Annotated in this window: 13 protein-coding genes; 1 reads left to right on the top strand and 12 read right to left on the bottom strand. The window is 43.0% G+C overall.

Going from position 1 to position 20,100, the window contains the following annotated elements; translation table 11 throughout:
• Positions 1 to 59 precede the first annotated feature (59 nt).
• From celB to rpsO, 5 genes are all read right to left on the bottom strand, one after another.
• On the bottom strand, positions 60 to 1,421 hold the full coding sequence (celB, locus tag FE005_RS06465) for a PTS cellobiose transporter subunit IIC (protein WP_029487281.1): 1,362 nt from the start codon (positions 1,419 to 1,421) through the stop codon (positions 60 to 62).
• Between the two features lie 3 nt (positions 1,422 to 1,424).
• Positions 1,425 to 2,816, bottom strand: a complete 1,392-nt coding sequence (locus FE005_RS06460; RefSeq protein WP_103300342.1) for a glycoside hydrolase family 1 protein — start codon at positions 2,814 to 2,816, stop codon at positions 1,425 to 1,427.
• Between the two features lie 160 nt (positions 2,817 to 2,976).
• Positions 2,977 to 3,744 carry a DeoR family transcriptional regulator gene (locus tag FE005_RS06455; protein ID WP_081131380.1) on the bottom strand — a complete coding sequence of 256 codons (768 nt, stop codon included), beginning with the start codon at positions 3,742 to 3,744 and terminating at the stop codon, positions 2,977 to 2,979.
• A gap of 187 nt (positions 3,745 to 3,931) precedes the next feature.
• On the bottom strand, positions 3,932 to 6,049 hold the full coding sequence (gene pnp / locus FE005_RS06450) for a polyribonucleotide nucleotidyltransferase (protein WP_041119857.1): 2,118 nt from the start codon (positions 6,047 to 6,049) through the stop codon (positions 3,932 to 3,934).
• 480 nt (positions 6,050 to 6,529) lie between these two features.
• The gene (gene rpsO / locus FE005_RS06445) at positions 6,530 to 6,799 is read right to left on the bottom strand and encodes a 30S ribosomal protein S15 (RefSeq protein WP_003128628.1); all 270 of its coding nucleotides are present in this window, start codon (positions 6,797 to 6,799) and stop codon (positions 6,530 to 6,532) included.
• A gap of 217 nt (positions 6,800 to 7,016) precedes the next feature.
• Here rpsO and FE005_RS06440 point away from each other — a divergent pair, with 217 nt between their 5' ends.
• Positions 7,017 to 7,877 (top strand): MurR/RpiR family transcriptional regulator, encoded by an 861-nt coding sequence (locus tag FE005_RS06440; protein ID WP_003128626.1) that lies wholly within the window; start codon positions 7,017 to 7,019, stop codon positions 7,875 to 7,877.
• A 121-nt stretch (positions 7,878 to 7,998) separates the two neighbouring features.
• On the opposite strand, the gene FE005_RS06435 is transcribed toward FE005_RS06440, so the two are convergent.
• The 7 genes from FE005_RS06435 to FE005_RS06405 all read right to left on the bottom strand — a co-directional run bounded on the left by FE005_RS06435 (position 7,999) and on the right by FE005_RS06405 (position 19,744).
• Positions 7,999 to 9,393 carry a glycoside hydrolase family 1 protein gene (locus FE005_RS06435; protein ID WP_003128624.1) on the bottom strand — a complete coding sequence of 465 codons (1,395 nt, stop codon included), beginning with the start codon at positions 9,391 to 9,393 and terminating at the stop codon, positions 7,999 to 8,001.
• Positions 9,387 to 11,624: a glycoside hydrolase family 3 N-terminal domain-containing protein gene (locus FE005_RS06430; RefSeq protein ID WP_138371485.1), complete on the bottom strand. Its 2,238-nt coding sequence runs from the start codon at positions 11,622 to 11,624 to the stop codon at positions 9,387 to 9,389. The genes FE005_RS06435 and FE005_RS06430 overlap by 7 nt, the downstream gene beginning before the upstream one ends.
• A gap of 28 nt (positions 11,625 to 11,652) precedes the next feature.
• Positions 11,653 to 14,679, bottom strand: coding sequence for a glycoside hydrolase family 38 C-terminal domain-containing protein (locus tag FE005_RS06425; protein ID WP_138371484.1), 3,027 nt, complete (start codon positions 14,677 to 14,679; stop codon positions 11,653 to 11,655).
• A 90-nt stretch (positions 14,680 to 14,769) separates the two neighbouring features.
• Complete coding sequence (locus FE005_RS06420; protein ID WP_021149119.1) at positions 14,770 to 16,419, bottom strand: extracellular solute-binding protein; 1,650 nt, start codon at positions 16,417 to 16,419, stop codon at positions 14,770 to 14,772.
• A 19-nt stretch (positions 16,420 to 16,438) separates the two neighbouring features.
• The gene (locus FE005_RS06415) at positions 16,439 to 17,353 is read right to left on the bottom strand and encodes a carbohydrate ABC transporter permease (RefSeq protein ID WP_138371483.1); all 915 of its coding nucleotides are present in this window, start codon (positions 17,351 to 17,353) and stop codon (positions 16,439 to 16,441) included.
• A gap of 15 nt (positions 17,354 to 17,368) precedes the next feature.
• Entirely contained in the window at positions 17,369 to 18,322 is a 954-nt protein-coding gene (locus FE005_RS06410) for a sugar ABC transporter permease (protein ID WP_003128614.1), read from the bottom strand.
• Between the two features lie 78 nt (positions 18,323 to 18,400).
• Positions 18,401 to 19,744, bottom strand: a complete 1,344-nt coding sequence (locus tag FE005_RS06405) for an alpha-L-fucosidase (protein ID WP_138371482.1) — start codon at positions 19,742 to 19,744, stop codon at positions 18,401 to 18,403.
• Between the last annotated feature and the right edge of the window lie 356 nt (positions 19,745 to 20,100).

The raw sequence follows: 20,100 nt of genomic DNA, 5'->3' as shown, positions 1-20,100 counted from the left end.
AGACGTGTTTAGAGCGTGGGACAAAAGTGTTTTTTACTTTTGTCCCACGCTCTTTTTGTCTACTGATCATGGAGAGTCGCTTCTGCTTCGTTTGCTTGCTGCTCCGCAAAAAGTTTACTATCGTACATTCGGAAAAATGGATAATAGCAGACAACCGAAATCAATAAATTAAGGATAGCGATCAAGATTCCGCGAAAATCACCGCCAGTTCCAAGAAATGCTCCAATCCCAACAGGTGAGATCCAAGGAATCCCGGTGATCACTTTAGCTACAAAGCCAAAGGATGTAGCAAAATAAGCAATCGTCACATTGATCAGCGGTGTCACAATAAAAGGAATAATCAAATAGGGATTATAGACGATTGGCGCACCAAAGATCACTGGTTCGTTGATATTGAACAATCCTGGAAGGATCGCCGCTTTGCCCAATACTTTCAACTGTTGGGATTTAGCTCGAAACAGCATCAACAAGACCAACCCTAACGTACTGCCAGCACCGCCAATAAAAATGTACATATTGACAAAATCACCGGCAAAAATGTTGGTTGCTCCATCGATGTTTTCGGTTAAAGCAACTAATAAAATAGGATTGATAAAACTGTTTTTGATGACGGCTGTTCCGTGAACACCAACGGCCCACAACAAATGGATCAACAACATGATTACAATGATCCCTAGCCAAGAACCTGTCAAATCTTTTACAAATTCAAATGGTTTTGACAACAAACCATGCAAGTCGGTATGAAAAACGGCTAAACAGCCATTGATCAGAATCATCAAAAAAGCAATAATAATCGCTGGAATCAGGGAAGCAAATGCTTTACTGACCCCATCTGGTACTCCCGCTGGCATTTGGATCGTGATTTTCTTTTTAACACAAAAACGATAGACTTGGGTTGCCAGCACCGCCGTAAGGATACCGATAAAAATACCGACCCCACTAAACCGTGTCACCCAAGAGCCAAGTGCTACACCATTATAGATGATAGCTGTCTCTCCAGTTGTTTGAAGCAATTGTGCCCCACTATCTGAAATATCGACTTGAATGATCGTCATCAAAAATGCAAACAACCCAAGAATTGCGCCAACAAAGCTGCTCAATTGGAGTTTTTCTTCTTTGCGATAGATGTCCGTTAAATAATACGCAGTGGCTAAACAATAAAAGAGTGCGATCGAGCCGATAGACATAGTTGTCGCGACACTATAAAGCGGGGAAAATTTCAAAATCGTCTGTTCAAAAAAGCTGGCCAGCGGTGGAATAATTTGAGGCAGGTTATTGATGATCAAAAAAATCGAGCCAACGATCGTGAAAGGAACCGTGATGACTCCCGCTTGCATGATTGCTCGGATAAAACGCAAGTTAGCGACTTTATTTAATGGCGGCATCAATCGCTGCTCTAAAAAAGTAAAGACATGATTCATTGCTTATCCCTCCCAATGTCCGTTTTCGATCAACTTTTGATACCAGTAAAAACTATCTTTTTTCACACGCTTTTGCTCTTTTTCATCGGCATCATTCCGATCCACATAAATAAAACCATAGCGCTTTTTGATGCCTTCATGGACACTGATCAAATCGATCGCAGACCAAGGACTATAGCCAATCAATTCCACTCCTGACTCGATAGCTGCTAGACATTGCTGGATGTGCTGCTGCAAATAGTCGATACGGTAAGGATCATGGACTGCGCCGTTTTCTTCCAGATGATCTTCTGCTCCCAAACCGTTTTCTGTGATGAGGATTGGTAGATGGTAGCGATCATAGAGTGTTTGCAAAGTCGTTTTTAAGCCCAGAGGATCAATGGTCCAGTTAAACGCATTTTTCTTCAAATAGGGATTCGTAAATCCTTTATAAAACCCTCGTTCCATGATGTCTTCACTTTGTTGATCACTGATCCCATTCGTCATGTCTCCTTCCATCGTTGGCTGTTCAACTGTGACCGTTGTATAGAAATTCATAGCTACAAAGTCTGGGAAGGCACTGGTCATCAAAGCCTGATCCTCTGGGTGGATAGTGATCTTCACCCCATTTTGATTCAAGTAATCTTGAAAGACTGTATTGTAGCGTCCTAAGCAGGCAAAATCTAAATACGCCCAATTCCGAACGCTATTGAAATAAAGGGCCGCCTGATTGTCTTCCGGCTTGCTGGTTGCTGCATAAACAAGCGAGATATTAGGGACTGGTCCAATTTTTCCATTTGGAACGAGTTCATGGCAATGTTTGAAGGCAAGCTTTTCAGCAATCATCAGATGATGGAATTGCTGGTACTTCTCTGGTAGAGGAATCGTCTTGCCTAGAATCTTGCGATCGACTAAGAGCATGATATTCGGCTCATTGATCGTCAACCAATGGGTCACCCGATCACCATAAGCGTTGAACAATGTCTTAGCATAGGTTTCAAAAGCTTCAACTGTACTGCGATTTGTCCAGCCTCCTTGATCTTCCAATGCTTGTGGTAAATCAAAATGATTTAATGTAATAAATGGTTGGATTCCCTGCTTCAACAGTTCGTCGATAACAGCACTATAATGGTCCAATCCTTTCTGGTTAACACTTCCCCGCCCCTCAGGGTAGATCCGTGACCATGCAATTGAAAAGCGAAAAACTTTGATTCCTAGTTCTGCTAACAAGGCGATATCTTCCTTGTACCGATGATAATGATCCACCGCTACTGTAAAATCGGCGATCTCGTTATTGTCTCGGGGACGAGTATCTTGAACACTTAGTCCTTTACCATCCGCTAAATAAGCTCCTTCTGTTTGATGTGCGGAAATGGATGCTCCCCATAAAAAATCTGTTGGAAATTTTGATGTCATGATGTTCTCCTGTCTTTTTTAGTAAAGCGCTTTCTGGTATTTAGGATAATCGTCTCCTTGATCAAAAGCAATAGCCGGACAAGAACTGTTCATGAAAGAATATTTATGAACGATTCTCCTTAATTGATTGTCTGAGAAAAACTTCAATGCTAAATTAAAATCATAGCAGTGAAAACTGCAGACCTTGAGAAGAAAATTGCGCCGTCTCGATCTCTGAAAGTTGCCTATTGCTAAACAAGCGATTCGCCATAAACGTACGATCAATCATAAATCCTCGGACATGGCCAATATTTTCTCCTTCCGTATAGATGATTTTCTCTCCTTGAGTATGCTGAAGCATCGTCCGATACACAAAGGATTCACTTAGTGTCGTTGTTGTGATTTCATGGGAGTCGATTCCTGAGGCTTCAATCAAACACAAATCAGCCGTATATTTGCTGAAAGCCAGTGTCGCTATATCTCCGACTAACGCAGTGGAGTTGCTTTCCACTTCTCCTCCACACAGACAAACAATCGCCCGTCCTGGTTTTAGATCAATCAATGCGGAATGGTCATTGGTCACAATCGTTAAATCAAAATCAGCAACTGCGTGGATCAATTCTTTCGACCAGCGTCCAGCCCCCACAAAAATCAATTTCTTTTCTTGCAGCAAAAGGTGTAACGGTGGAAGCAATCGTTGCCAAGGAAATTCTTCTACCGATCCAAGTTGCTGGGATTCTCTTTTTTCTGATTTCTTAATCCGTTTCACGCCGCCATAATAACGTTCAATCAACTGCTTTTTTTCCAGAAACAACAAATCCCTGCGAATCGTCACTTCTGATACTTGAAATCGATCCGCTAATTCTGAAACAGTCCCATAATCATACTTATCTAAGTAGGTGATCAAGGCCTCTCGTCGTCGAAAAACACTTCCCTGTGTGGCTTTCATTTTTTCACCTTCTATACGTTTTTTGAATTTTTGATTGCCCGACCTCTTTGAGTCAGTTTACCTTATTATCAGCGAAATGTCTGTGCCTTATGTCGTAAAAAACCCCCAGTAATCGAATCGATTACTGGGGGTTGGACGTTGATTTACGTTTGCAAAATCTTCTCTTGCGGATAACTAGTTAAGAAAATTATTTTTTCTCTGCTTTATCGTCAGTCAATAATGCTTTGCGAGACAAATTGATCCGACCTTGTTTGTCGATCTCTGTGACTTTCACAAGAACTTCATCGCCTTCTTTGACAACATCTTCTACTTTGTTGACCCGTTCATTTGCAAGTTGAGAAATGTGAACTAACCCATCTTTGCCTTTGATCAAGTTGACAAAAGCGCCGAATTTTTCAACACGAACAACTTTCCCTAAATAAACTTCGCCAACTTTGACTTCTTTTGTTAGATCTTCAATGATCTTAATAGCTTTCTTGATCATTTCCGCATCAGAAGAAGCAATTGATACTTTTCCGTCTTGATCGATGTCGATCTTCACGCCTGTTTCATCAATGATGCCATTGATCGTGTCGCCACCTTTACCAATCACATCTTTGATTTTGGCTGGGTCGATTTGGATCATCTCGATCTTCGGTGCGTATGGACTCAATTCTTCCCGTGGTGCAGCAATAGTTGAAGTCAATTCATTTAAGATTTCCATCCGTGCTTTTTTCGCTTGCGATAGAGCTTCAGTTAAGATTTGCTCGGTGATTCCTTGGATCTTGATATCCATTTGTAAGGCTGTGATTCCATCTTTTGTTCCGGCAACTTTAAAGTCCATATCGCCTAAATGATCTTCCAATCCTTGGATGTCGGTCAAGATCGTATAGTTTTCGCCATCAGAGACAAGTCCCATCGCGATACCAGCAACAGGGGCTTTGATTGGAACACCAGCATCCATCAATGCCAATGTACCCGCACAAATACTTGCTTGTGAGGATGAACCATTGGATTCTAATACTTCTGCCACTAAACGGATTGTGTAAGGGAAATCCTCTTCACTTGGGATTACTTGCGCCAAGGCACGTTCACCTAAAGCGCCATGTCCGATCTCACGACGACCTGGAGAACCGGCACGTCCTGTTGAACCAACTGAAAACTGCGGGAAATTATAGTGGTGGATGAACCGTTTTGATTCTTCTACCCCTAAACCATCAATGATTTGATGTTCACCCAATGGTGCCAATGTACAAGCAGATAATGCTTGCGTTTGCCCACGAGTGAATAGTCCTGAACCATGAACACGAGGCAACAGACCGACTTCTGAGGCTAATGGACGAATTTCATCCAATTTCCGGCCATCCGGACGAATTTTGTCGATCGTGATCAATTCACGGACAACATCTTTTTCAAGGTCTTCTGCGATTTGTTTCACTTCTTTTAGAAGCTGTGCTTCATCCTCATGACCCGCAAATTTTTCTGCATAAACTTCTTTAACTGTTTCTTTGACGTTGTCGATCTCGTCTTCACGAGCCAATTTTTCTTCGGTCATAACAGCCGTTTTCATTGTTTGATAGTAGCCATCGAAAATTTCTTTTTTCAAGTCAGCATCTACTTGAAGCAAAGTCACTTCCATTTTTGGTTTACCGACTGCTGCAACGATTTCTTCTTGGAAAGCAACCAATTCTTTGATTGCTTCAAAACCGAACAGCAAAGCGCCTAACATATCATCTTCAGAAACTTCTTTCGCTCCTGATTCTACCATGTTTATGGCTTTTTTCGTACCAGCAACCGTCAATTCGATATCTGTTTGCTCTGCTTGTTCAACGGTTGGATTCAACACATATTCCCCATTGACACGGCCAACTTCAACACCAGCGATTGGTCCGTCAAAAGGCACATCAGAAATAGACAACGCTAAAGAAGAGCCTAGCATTGCAGCCATTGCTGGTGAGCAATCTTGTTCCACACTCATGACAATATTTGTCACTTGGACTTCATTTCGGAAACCATCCGCAAACATTGGACGGATTGGACGGTCGATCAAACGAGCAGTCAATGTTGCTTCGGTACTTGGACGACCTTCACGTTTGATGAAACCACCAGGAACTTTCCCGACTGCGTACATTTTTTCTTCATAATTGATCGTTAAAGGGAAGAAGTCTGTATCTTTTGCTTCTTTTGAAGCAACGGCTGCACTAAGAACTACTGTATCGCCATAGCGGACGAGTACTGCGCCATTTGCTTGTTTGGCTAATTGGCCAACTTCAACTTGTAGCGGACGCCCGCCCCAAGTCGTTTTGAATACTTGTTTTTCTGTCATAATCTGCTCCTTTTTTTCTGAGCCAAGCAAGTCACTACTAAACAAATGAAAAAAGCGGATCGGTGCTTCCGCTGCTTTCATTTGGTTAGTAGGAAGCTGCTCGCCGTGTCTCAGAGATTCTTTTTTAGTTGCGGGTTTGATTCACCAGTCAAGTCCCGCTAATTGAGTTTGTTAAAAAGATGGGGCCACTATTATTAGTCGCCTAGTACTATTCATCATCTGCTCTGTGCGGCTTGTACCTCCCAGTCGCAGTGATTCCGCTCGGGTGACTACGCTCCTGGTTAGTCGCCTAGTACTATTCATCATCTGCTCTGTACGGCTTGTGCCGCCCAGTCGCAGTGATTCCGCTCGGGTGACTACGCTCCTGATTAGTCGCCTAGTACTATTCATCATCTGCTCTGTGCGGCTTGTGCCGCCCAGTCGCAGTGATTCATAGCAAAAAAGTGAGATTCGGGTTGAACCTCACTTTTCTTTGTTTGATTAACGACGTAATCCTAAAGCTTGGATCAATTCGCGGTAACGTTGTACGTCTTTTTGACGTAGGTATGCTAATAAGTTACGACGGTGACCAACTTTTTTCATTAGGCCACGGTATGAATGGTGGTCTTTTTTGTGCATACGTGCATGTTCGTTCAAATGGTTGATTTCTTCTGTAAGAACAGCGATTTGAACTTCTGGAGAACCAGTATCTCCTTCATGACGAGCAAATTTGTTGATGATTTCGTTTTTGCGTTCTTTCGTAATTGCCATGTTTTTCACCTCTTTTTTCTTTTTTCACCTGCGACTGAGTAAAACGTTGGTGACTCGTTGAACCAAGTAACAGGTAGCGTGTATTCACACGTAATTACTTTACTTTATTCTACCTAAAAATGCAAGTTTCTTCGCTGAATCTTTTCATTTTAAAATGAAAGCAACACTCCAACTTATGGTATACTAAATCTAGAAATTTCTTAAAGCAGGTGACCTTATGAGCGTCCTTTCTCGCATTGAAAGTATCCAGAGCGAATTATCCAATTCCGAAAAAAAACTTTTTGATTACATCAAAAAAAATTCTGAAAAAGTTCCTTCGATGACTGCGAGTCAGTTGGCTCAAGCTACCGGGATCAGCGCCCCTACAGTTGTTCGTTTTGCAAAGAAAACAGGCTTTTCCAGCCTAACTGATCTTAAGATTCAGCTTTCTGCGGAATCTGGCTCCCGACAAACCCATGAGGAGATCATTGGCTATGCAGATGTTGCATTGAACGAATCTTTTCATGATATTACTGCGAAATTGAGCCATAATGCCCAAGTGACTATGCATGAGACTGCGGACCTTTTAGAAGAACAAGTAATGCTGGCAGCAGCGGACCTACTGAAAACCCGCAATCGGATCTTCGTATGTGGTATCGGTGCTTCCTCTTTGATTGCTCAAGATATCCAACAAAAATGGACTCGCTTAGGCAAAGTGGTTATTTTCGAAACCGACTATAATTCGCTGTTGCCTCAATTGATCAAACACGAAAAAGAATGTTTGCTCTGGGCTGTCTCAAACAGTGGTCAAACACCTGAAATCCTACACCTTGCGGAGTTTACGAAGGAGATGGGGATTCCAGTTCTATCTTTGACTCGCTTTGGCAGTAATTCCCTTTCGAAATTAGCAGATGTTCCGCTGCAAGTTTCCCGACCGAAAGAAGCCAATATGCGCAGTGCAGCAACCAACTCGATTATTGCTCATCTTTTGGCAGTTGATGTGCTGTTCTATGTCTTTTTGAGTAAAAATGAACAGCTGGCTCAAAATATCTACGAATCAAGACAGGCCATTGCTGACTATCGTCACAAATATCTCTGATCGTCAAATGCGCCTGCTAAATTCAGTGGTCGAAACTTAAGCATAAAATAAAATCAGTTGAAACACTCAAAGCATGCTCCAGAGGTCCAATCGTCCCTCTGAAGCATGCTTTATTTGTTGGCTAATCAGGTCCATTCCCTGAATCGATCCCATTGTCCTTTGCTACTTGCGCCATCCAAAAGCTCGACGCTTTTGGTGTTCGGGTATCATCTGTCAAATCTACTCGATAATACCCATAACGATTTTTATACGCATTCAGCCAACTCCAACAATCGATAAATGTCCACATATGATAACCGAAGCAAGGGGCTCCTGCTTCGATCGCCCGCTGCAGTTCTTTGAGATGATCTGTTACAAATTCGATGCGATAGGTGTCATTAATCTCCCCCTCTTGCGTTGCGAAGCGTTCTTCTTGAGAAACCCCCATACCATTTTCAGAAATATACCAAGGAATCGTGCCATAGCTATTCTTTAGACGCATGGCAATGTCATAAATACCTTGCGGAAAGATTTCCCAACCGCGATGAGGGTTGATTTTTTTGTCCGGCCAATCATAGCCTCGAAAAAGATCCCTCGGCCCTGTGATTGGATCGTTCGGCGCAATCGGGGCTTGAACTCGTAATGGCTGGTAGTAATTGCAACCAATAAAGTCCACCGTATTTAAGGCAAAAAGTTCTCGGTCCCCCTCCTCTGTTACAGGAGCAAGACCTGACTTTTTCAGCATCGCGACTAATTTTTCTGGAAATCGTCCGAGGACTGTACAGTCTAAAAAACTGCGAATATAGAGTAAGTCTGCCCATTCAGCAGCTTCAAGATCAGCAGACTGCGGGCTTTTCGGATAGACGGGCGATAAATTTAAGATAATCGCTATCTCTCCGTTAGGAATCGCAAGTTCGCGAAAAGCAGCTACTGCTTTTGCGTGAGCTAACAGTGTATGATAACCTACTTGGATCGCTCGTTTAAAATTATGAACTTTAGGCCAATGGGCATCCCCCATATATCCGCATTCAATATGAACTAAAGGTTCGTTGAATGTGGCCCATTTTTTGACAATGTCGCCAAATTGCTCAAAGGCGATACGAGCGTAAGCGGCAAAGTAATCTACCGATTCTCTGGCTTCCCAACCACCTCTTTCCATTAACCACCACGGCATATCAAAATGGAACAAATTGATGATAGGTTCGATTCCTTGATCGACCATTTCTTGAAAATAGGCACGATAGAAGGTGACTGCTTGAGGGTTGACCGTCTTTCCATCAGGTACTAGTCGTGTCCAAGCAATTGACGTCCGATAAGAGTTCAGATTCATGGCTTTCATCAGCGCCACATCTTCTCGAAAGTGTCGGTAGGTATTCGAAGTATCACTAGGTCCTACGTGATCATAGAACTTGTCTGGCTCCAATTCGAACCATTTATCCCAAGTTGAAGGGCTTTTGCCATCAATCGCCGCAGCGCCTTCCGTTTGAGGAGCAGAAGCAGCTGCTCCCCATAAAAATCCTTCCGGGAATTTTAACATGATTTCTCTCCTTTTCCATTTTCTTCTTGTTTCAATGGCTTCGTGAATACTTGTTTCTGATTGGCTGCTTCGACTTGGATGATAAAATCAGCTGGCAATTCATTTGGTGAAATGTTCAACCGTTTCAACGTTTCATAAGAAACTGTTAGAGAAAAGTCGACGGTGCTTTTGGCTGGCAAAAAGACTTTTTGAAAACCGCATAACACTTTCACACGCGGTAAGACCTGCTGTGAGTAATTGCGAAGGTACACTTGTACCACTTCAGCTCCTGCTATCGCCGAAAGATTCTCGATTGTTCCATTAATTTGGATTGCTTGCGGAGCATACTGCGCATGGATTCCCTTAAGCATAAATTCTGCATAGCTTAGACCATAACCAAACCCATAACGAGGGGTTCCTGAACAATCTGTGTAATCTCTCTGGAAAGCAGCCTCACGGTAGTTGTAATAAACTGGCAGCTGCCCATTTTCATCTGGAATAGAAACAGCTAGTTTCCCACTGGGATTCGTTTCGCCAAAAAGAATCCGAGCTAGCGCACTTCCGCCAAATTGCCCTGGATAACCTGCAAAAAGCAACGCATCAAAAGCGGCACTGACCTCACTTAACAGATGAGGACGGCCAGCAATGACAATACCGATCAGGGGTTTCTGAAATTTTTTCAATTCAGTAATCAATCGTTTTTGACATTCTGGCAATGCCAAAGACGCCAGATCGATATTTTCCCCACTGGTCATCTCCGCAGATCCTTGCAAGGCAGCTCCATTCTTATCAAAATCCGTCGAAAAGTCACGAATACTAGAGCCGCCAATCGTTAAAATGATTTGATCCGCTGTTGCTGCCGCTTGGCATGCGGCAGTCAGTTGCTCTTTGGTTCCTTCTGTGATGCCGCAGCCATCTGCTTGAATAAAAGTGGTTTCGGTCCCCTTGATTTCCAGCAACCCCTCCCACAGATTGCGGCACTCAGACAGTTCTTTGAAAGGAGTATAGTCCCCTAGCTGATGATAGCTGTTTTTGCTATGAGGACCAATAACAGCAATTGTTTGTCTTTGTTTCTTTAACGGTAAGACCTGCTCATTTTTCAACAAAACGATGGCTTCTTCTGCTAAACGAGTTGCACTTTCTTGAAACTGCTTTTGATCCGGAACGGACACCGTAGGCACCGGTTCGTCAAAAAGTCCTAACTGCTCTTTCAGTTTCAGAACGCGCATCACGGATTGATCAATGGTTTCTTGCTTAATCAACCCTTGATCAACAGCAGCTTCCAACTGAGGGAAAACATTGTCCCATAAACTGATGTCTACGCCGCTGTTCATGGCCCGGGCTGCCGCTTCTGGTTTGTTTCCTAGCCAATCCGCTAAACGGTCCAACGCACAACCATCTGCCATCACAACTCCTGCAAAGCCGGCTTCCTCTCGCAAAATCTCTTGAAGTAAGCGAGGGTTCGCGTGACAAGGGACACCATCCCAATCATTATAAGCAGCCATGCACCCTAGTGCCCCTGCCTGAATTCCCGCCAGCATAGCGGGTAAATGAATCTCTCGCAATTCTTGCTCCCCAATATTGACTGGTCCTGCATTGTGCCCGCCCATACTTGAACCTTGAGCTGCAAAATGTTTTAACACGGCCAGTACATGGGTTGTCGGTTCATGACCAACCATTTCCCCTTGCATTCCCTTGACCGCAGCTTGCGTAAAACAACTGGCTAAGTAGGGATCTTCACTGAAACATTCCTCGGTTCGTCCCCACCTAGGATCTCGTACGATATCCAAGGTAGAGATCAGCCCAACTTGTGCCCCTTTAGCTCGTAACTCTTGTGCCACGAACGTCTGCACGCTCTGATAAAGATCAGGATTCCAACTAGCCCCTGTACTGAAATTGACCGGCAGTGTTGTTGCTGCTAATCCTTGATGACCATGAGGACATTCTTCTGTCAAAAAAGCTGGGATTCCAAGACGAGTATGTTCTTTTAAATAGTCCTGAATCATCCGGCTGACTTCCCGTGATTCTTCCACCGAGAGACCCGTTGTTGCGTCCTTGCCCGACCAAGGATCTGCTCGGAAAACGCCGTAGATCCAGCCAATCGAGCCAAAGCGAGCAACTTCCGACTTGAAGTAGTCTGTCAAATAAAGTTTTCCTTCCTTTTTCTGATAAACTTGCCAGCCATACAATCGCTGATTCAACTGGCCGATTTTTTCTTTTAGGGACATCTTCTTTACAATTTCTTCGATCATTTTAAACTCCTATCATCAAAAGTGCCGATTAGTCAAAATAGACCTTGACCGTTTGAATTTCATAAGGGTTGAAAGGAATCACCACTTGGTAGCACACGCCCGTGACCACTAACTCCTGCTGTTCCTCTTCCAATAAATTCGTTAGCACTGCTCGTTTGATTTTTTTAGCTGCGGTCAAGCGGCATGTCGTTTTGCGATTGTGGTATTCATACAAACGTACCACGATGGCTTCATCTTCTTCAGCCTTTTTGACCGAATCGATCAGCACATTATTGTGATCCACTTGTAAAAAAGATTGCTCTTGCTGCTGATCAAAATCTGCCAATACATATGCTGGTACATTGAGTGCCAACGCTTCTTCCATCGTTTGACCTTTCTTCCAGTCACCTTCATGAACATAGAGAGAATAGGTAAACGAATGAAGTCCTTGATCTGCTTCTGGATAGGGATCAGTCGCCGACTTGATAAGAGAGATACCAATTTTTTGGTAAGCTGTGCTGAATCCGTATTTACAATCCGTCAACACACTGACTCCATAACCATCTTCAGACAAGTCGACCCATTTTTGCCCACAACTCTCAAAACGTGCCAAATCCCAAGTGGTATTTTTGTGGATGGCGCGCTTGACATTCCCAAATTGGATATCGAAAGTGGCATCTAGCGTATTGACGGCAATTGGCAACTGCGCCTTCAATAAAAGATGATGCTGATGCCAATCGACCGTTGTCTCAAAGTCGATCCTGCCGGTTCCATGATAGAAATGGATCAGCTGAATGATCGTTGATTGCTCAAACGTCCGTTTGATACGGATCGTGTCACGAATCTCGCCTCGCTCGACGATTGATGCGTCAGTCACATCCTCTACTGGATAAGCTTTACGATCGTAGTAGATGTCTATATCCCACGCATCATAATCCATCGGTAAGTCTTCATAGGCAATCAATTGATTCATCACTTCTCCTGCTGGCAAGACCTCTCGCTGGTGTCTTTTGTCAAAAAGAGCAGTCATTTCATATGCCGCGTTAAATGTTACGACAAAGTCGGTCGTTTCCAGTTGACGAGTCAGCGGAACACACTCTTGTTCTACTGGTTCTGAGATAGTCTCCCTCAACGTTAGGGGCCGCAGACCTAAGCTAGGGACTTGCGGAACTTTGACCAGCAAACAACCATCTTCGGTTCGCTGTGTCAGATAATCTTCTTGAATCGCCGGACTATCAACTTTGATTACGGCATCACGAGTAAAGCCTAATGGATTATAGACCACCTGATGATTTGCATCACTGGCGGTTCCTCCTGCCACGAGGGACTGGATCAATTGCTCGCCTTCTTCAAAAAGAGCAGCATACTCTTCTTCTGTCTGCTGGTACACTTCGCCAATCGAACTTCCTGGCAAAATATCGTGAAATTGATTGAACAACAATTTTTTCCAGAGCCTTTCAAGGAGCTCTTGCGGATACGCTTCGCTTCGATAGGCACTGTAAAGCTTCTCAATAGTTTGCAATAAAAATTCGCCTTTGCGGTTGGCTTTCTTATTTTTACCGATGGAGGTCAGTGTCCCACGATGGTACTCAAAATAGAGTTCACCAAACCAGACCGGGGCTTCTGAATGAGCAAAAGCTGCGGCTAATCGGTCAAAAAATTTGCCCGCATGATCGCCAGTGATCACTGGCATCTGAGGGAGTGGTTTTGATAACCGCTGTTTTGTCTCCAGCATCTCTCTAGTAGGTCCGCCGCCGCCGTCTCCATAGCCGTATGCAATCAAGATTTCATCATGCTGATCTTTTTGTTGGTACCGTTCAAAGCTGCCTTTGACTGTATAAGGGTCTAAAAGCCCATTGTAAGTGGTGTAGTAGGGTCTTGGACTGTAGCCTTCACTGATCGTTGTAATAAAGTGGGTCAAAACTCTGCTGCCATCGATCCCTTGCCAGTAAAACGAATCATAAGGAATCTGATTGAATTGATTCCAAGACAATTTAGTTGTCATGAAATAAGGTGTATTGGTCTTTTGCAAGATCTGTGGCAATGCGGCGGAATAGCCAAAAACATCCGGCAGCCACAAAATCTGACTCTCATGATCAAACTCTTCTTTGATAAAGCGTTTGCCGTATAAAATCTGCCTTACCAATGATTCACCGGAGGTCAAGTTGCAATCTGCTTCTACCCACATAGCACCTTCTACTTCCCAGCGTCCAGATTTAATCTTCTCTTTGATTGCCTGATATAACTCAGGATATTGTTCTTTGATCGCTTGATATAACTGGGGTTGGCTTTGGAGAAACGTATATTCAGGGTATTCATCCATCAATTTTAATACGGTCTGAAAACTGCGTTCTCCTTTTTCAACCGCTTGCTGTGCCGTCCAAAGCCATGCCAGATCGATGTGGGTATGCCCGACTGCGGTCACTTTTTGACGAATCTCTTGGCTGTAACACGCTTGCAGACATTCTTGCGCGTTTGTGAGGCCTTCATAGAATCGCGGCGTATAGGGGGCTCGAAAATCTAATGCATTGGCAGCTTGTGACAGACAGCTTTGATAGATTTGTTCTTCTCCACCAAATTTCCTAATGGCACGCCAACTGTCAAAAATCGTCGAGAAATCAAACCAGACTTGCTCAACAATAGGATCGATCGCCAATAGATTCACGTAAAGCGGAAACTTCTTCTCTTCTCGTCCCGAAAAAATATCGATCTGTAAGGCTATTGTTCCTGTTACCTCCGAGGGATCCAACCGCACTTCTCGATGGTTGACATCAATTGCCTGAATGTAATTCCCATTCAAGGACACTTTCATTTGCGGATTTGTCGTATTGTCCCATTCAGAGAGCGAAGAATAGACTTGCAAAGCAACCGACATCTCTTTCCAGTCTTCCGGTAGTTCAAAAGTTCCTTTCATTGTGTAATAACAATTCTTTTCTCCAAAAAAAGTTCCTTGCACATAAGGTGCCCAGTTTTCTTGCTTTAACTGCAAGTCATTAACAGGCACCTGATAGCGAATCCGGTAATTCTTTAATTGAAATAAAATCTTACGGATACGTTCAAATTCAAATAACTGCACGCTGTATTCTCTCCTTTACTCGGTTTCTGAGGAGGAAAAAAGCGGGTAGACAAGAAATTGTCCAAGCCCGCTTCTCCTATTGCCGTGACTCTAGTTCTCTTTCCAACGATCATATGCTGTTTGGTAAACGGAAATGTAGTCATCGATCCCCATGGACTCGATCGTCGAAACATATTTATCCCAATTACTGATTGGCTCGACACCCGTAATGAATTTGGCTTCCATTTGTTCGACATACGTTGTCAAATCAGTAGCCGTAGCAGCCACTTTATCATTTTCTTCTACAGTCAGATAAAGTAATGGAAATGGCACTTCCGCAATGTCATCCATCTTATCTGCTGTTTCTTTGGCCACCCAGTCACTGAAACGAGTATCAGGTTGTTCATCCGCGGATTTCAAGATTTGATATTCACCTGTCGTATCGATAACAATGTTCGGTGTTGTCAACCCGTATGCTGGTGTGATCTTGCCACGTTCATCTTCTGTATTTTCTGTATCAATGCCTTCTGCATAAACTCGTACTTTTTGGCCGTCAGCATTTTCTTTGTACTCCCAAAGAACGCCTTCAGGTCCTTGTTCGATATATTTCGTACCTTCTTCAGAATAGAAGTAATCCACCCAGCGCATCGAAGCTTCCGGCGATGGATTGACATTTGTGATGGCAAAGGTGCCCCGAGAAATTCGTGGACTTCCTGGAATCACTGCTTCTGGCGACCATTTTGAAGTCAATGGTTGGAACATGGCATCGTTCATCGCTTCAATCTCGCTGCGGCCTGTCGTAAAGAAGCTGAAGTAATCGGCGAACAAGCCCAACTGATCATTTTGTCCTTTTGCTTTTTTCTGTTCATCAGATTGGCCATAAACTTCCGCATCCAACAAACCTTCACTATACAATTTGTTCATATACTCAAGGAATGCTTTATAGTTTTCCGAGATTGGTGTATAAGAAACCACATCATCATCTACTTGAACGCCTCGTGTCCGTAACCCAAAAGCTGCCATCAGCCATACCCTTGTTGAATTCATATCGACATCGGTCAAAGGAATCTCATCGGCTTTGCCATTACCATTGGGATCTTCGTTCTTGAATCGTGTCAGCAAATCATACAATTCATCCGTTGTCTTTGGCAGTTCCTTGACATTCAACTTATCTAGCCACGTTCCGTTGTACCACATCGGACCTTGCCACCAAATAGATGTCGCATTTCTCGAAATCATCGGCAATGAATAAATATGGCCATCTGGTGTGGTGATCGATTTTAAGATGGACGGATCTTCTTGGGTCAATGCATAAAGATTAGGCATAATTTCCGGCGTGATATATTCTTCTAACGGCAGCAGAATTCCTTGGGAACCATAATCGATCTCCATTGAAGAAGTGAGCGAATTCGATCCTGCGCCATAAACGATATCCGGCAGATCCCCTGAAGCAAATGCTAAGTTCAACTTGGTACTAAAGTCAGCAGAAGGGGGTGTCGTATAAGTCAGTTTGATTCCTGTTTTTTCTTGATAATCCTGCAGCGTCGGCATATCTTCCCATTCTGCCATACCTACTCCTGGCGCCATAATGTTCAGCGTCAGTTCTTCGCCTTCTTTAATGATCGGAAATTGGCTGTCATGATTGATGGCTACCCCTTCATTTTCTCCTGTTGTTTCCTTTTTTGTGTTCCCGCACCCACTGAGTAAAAGCGCACTGCACAAAAACACCCCTGTTACTCCTAAAATTTTTTTCATTCCCATCTTCTTCCTCCTCTATGTTTTATCCTTTAATTGATCCTACCATCATGCCTTTGACAAAATATTTCTGCAAAAATGGATAGACAATAATGACCGGTAATGATGAAACGATCATGACACCGTATTTGATGACCTCTGCTAACTGTTGCTTGCTGTATAACATACTGGCCATTTCGGAAGTCACATTGCTGACAGTATTTGATGACATATCTTGTAAAATCAAAATTTCCCGTAAAATCATTTGTAATGGATACATGGATTTATCTGACAGATAGATCAATGCGCTGAAGAAACTGTTCCAGTGTCCTCCCCCGTAAAAAAGTGCCATAACTGCAATGATTGGCGTAGATAAAGGCAGTACGATCTGCATGAATAAGCGAAAATCCGAGCAGCCATCCACGATTGCCGCTTCTTCCATCTCTCTTGGGATCGTCGTTTGAAAAAAGGTCCGCGTAACGACCACATTATAGACAGAGACAGCTCCTGGGATAACCAAAGCCCAAACCGTATTCAACATCCCTAAGCTGCGGATCAGTAAATAGCTAGGGATCAAGCCCCCAGAAAGAAACATTGTCACTAGCATGAAATTGGTAAAAGCTCTTCTGCCATAAAAATCATCTCTGGAGAGTGCATAAGCACAAGGCAGTGTCACCAACAAATTGATGGATGTTCCTAAAACAGTGTAATAGATCGTATTTAAGTAGCCGCGCCAGATGCTGCTATTGCCTAAGAGAGTTCGATAGCCTTCAAAGGTGACCCCTTTTGGCAATAACCACATTTCCCCCGAGTTGACTAAATGAGGATTTGAAATCGACGCACTAACGATATAGATCAATGGATAGAGAACGATTAGTAATGCTATGGCTAAAAAGAAATAAACAAAAACCAAAAAGATTTTATCTGCACGTGTATCTTTCACTAATGAAGTTGTTTTCATTCCTATACCACCTTTCTATAAGAGACTCGAATCGCTCAGCCGTTTCGCAATCCCGTTGACTAAAATCAAGAGAATTGAATTGATCAACGAGTTGAATAACCCAACAGCTGCTGCAAAACTATATTGTGCATCTAAAAGCCCTTGCTGATAAACGAAGGTTGCAATGACATTCGATGATTCCATATTCAATGGGTTTTGCATCAAAATGATTTTTTCGAATCCCACCGACATCAAACTACCAAAACTCATGATCAGTAAAATCACCATGGTCGGCATTATCGTTGGAATATTGATATACCAAACTCTTTGGAGCCGAGAAGCACCATCGATGGTGGCAGCTTCATGCAGCTGAGTATCCACTCCAGACAATGCTGCCAAGTAAATAACCGATCCCCAACCTGTGCCTTGCCAGACGCCTGATAATACATAGATTGTTTTGAACCACCGCGGTTCAGTCATAAAATTGATTCTTCCCACGCCGATAAAATCTAGAAAGTGATTGATGATCCCAGTGGAAGGAGACAGAAATGCAATAACCATTCCGACCATTACCACTACTGCGATAAAGTTTGGGGCATACGTGACTGTCTGGGTAATTTTTTTGAATGGACCATCCTTGATTTCATTCAAAGCCAGTGCAAGGATGATCGGTAGCGGAAATCCGACGATCAAAGAGTACAAACTGATACCTAATGTATTTTTCATTAGATCCCAGAAGTAATAAGAATCAAAAAAGCGTTGAAAATGTTTGAACCCTACCCAAGGACTTTCGAATATTCCCAAAGAAGGCATATAGTCTTTAAAGGCGATGATCACACCATACATCGGCCCATAAGAAAAAATCAGAATAATCAAAAAAGCAGGCAGGACAAACAAATATAACTGTCGACTCTTTTTTAATTTAGTCTTCATTTCTTTGATTTTACTTTTTGATGCTGACACAGGCTCTCTGATCGTTGTTGTTTCCATTCATACTCCTCCTTGTGTTTTTGGTTTGTATACTAAATATGAAATGAATTCGCTTTCAAAGCAATGTGTATTTTTTCTTCAATGTGTAGAAATGCGAATGCCAACTGCTCCAAGTTCGGGCTGATGCACTTCTGATGAAGCAATATAGGCGTTTTCACCCGTTCCATGAATCGTCAGTGATTGATTGGTTGCTAAATCTGTGATCACGGATTTTTCATTTGCATGGATCTCCTTCAGAAAAATTCGCGGCTGCAAATTTGTTGTGATACTGCGAAAGGCATAATGTGTTTTTTTATCTTTGCTATAGGTAAGATGCCAATTCTCCGTCCACGCTTCTGGTCTAGCTCGGGTCTCGTAAATGCCTTCCCCATATTGTTCCAACCAATCACCCACTTCAAGCAGGCGCTGGGTCTCTTCTTTCGTGAAAGTTCCTTCTGGTGTTGGACCCACTCCTAAAATTAAGTTTCCGCCTTTACTGACGACATCGATTAATGTATCGACTAACTCTTGGCTGCTTTTAAAGGTGTCATGGGGAACATAGCCCCAGTCATTGCCTATAGGTATATTACTCTCCCAAACTTTTGTTGGGATTTCTTCTAAAGAAGGAATCTTGCGTTCTGGCGTCACATAATTCTCATGTCTGCCGCCCATCATACGATCAACAATGATCAATTCTGGCTGGTTTCGCCGGGCAATCTCCGCTAAGCGATCCATCTGCAAATCTTCTTTCCCCTGCCCGCACCAGCCGGCATCTAGCCATAGCAAATCCACTTTTCCATAGTTGCCAGTGATTTCATGAATTTGTCGATGAACAAAATCCACATACCGCGACCAGATTTCCGGCTGTTCTAATGGATCATAACTTGCGTGACGCCCTTTGATCGTTTCATCATCCAGCCAATAAAACGGTGAGTACCAGTCCGCCTTAGAATAATAAGCCCCAGTAGCAATACCCGCTTGTTGGAACGAGGCAAAAACTTCTTTTAGGATATCTCGTTTAAAAGGACTCAATTTACCGCCAATTTTGAATTCTGACCCCAGCGTATTGAAGAGATTAAAGCCGTCATGGTGTTTCGTTGTGAACAAACAATACTTGAAGCCAGCTTTTTTACACGTTTCAGCCCACTGATCAGTATCTAATTCTATCGGTGCAAACGCTTTGATCAGTTGCCAATAATCAAGACGCAATGTGTTGATATCTTCTCGATAAGCTTTATTTTCCCTTGCCCATTCATCTTTTTCTGATAGTTGCCATGATTCAACGATACCCGCTTGTGCGTATAAGCCATAATGGAAAATTACCCCAAATTTTAAATCTTGGAACCATTCCAAACGCTTCGCCAGCATCTCTGACTCAGGGTACCAACGATCATCCTGCTTACTGTTTTTCGCAGACTCAATGTCCCCACGAATTGTTGTCAATTTATCCAACCCCTTTCGCCACTAATCTAACGAGAAAATAAAGCGCTATCAATATGTAGTTTCAGCAGCTATGTCAAACTTTATTTTTTTGTAACAAAAGAGCACTCTTTTTAAGAAACATACCACTTCAATTGAAGTTTTAGCTTACGGTATCAGACGCCATGTTCACTTTAGCAATTTCGCCTTTCTCATTTGTAAGAAAACTGCGGGCTAGCGCTCCTCGTTGTACTTTTCTCTTTATTTAGAAAACTTGCTCCTGCGGGCTGGCGCTCCTCGTCGCAATCGAATGTTTTCAAAAGATAGCTTTAGGAGGGTGTATGTATTAGCTAGTTCGGCTATGTAATTTTTTGAATACG

This window comes from Enterococcus sp. M190262, assembly GCF_005843965.1.
GTDB classification, from domain to species: Bacteria; Bacillota; Bacilli; order Lactobacillales; family Enterococcaceae; genus Enterococcus_D; species Enterococcus_D gallinarum.
The sequence above is the reverse complement of the archived record's forward strand: the minus strand, read 5'-3'. Positions and strand labels throughout refer to the sequence as shown.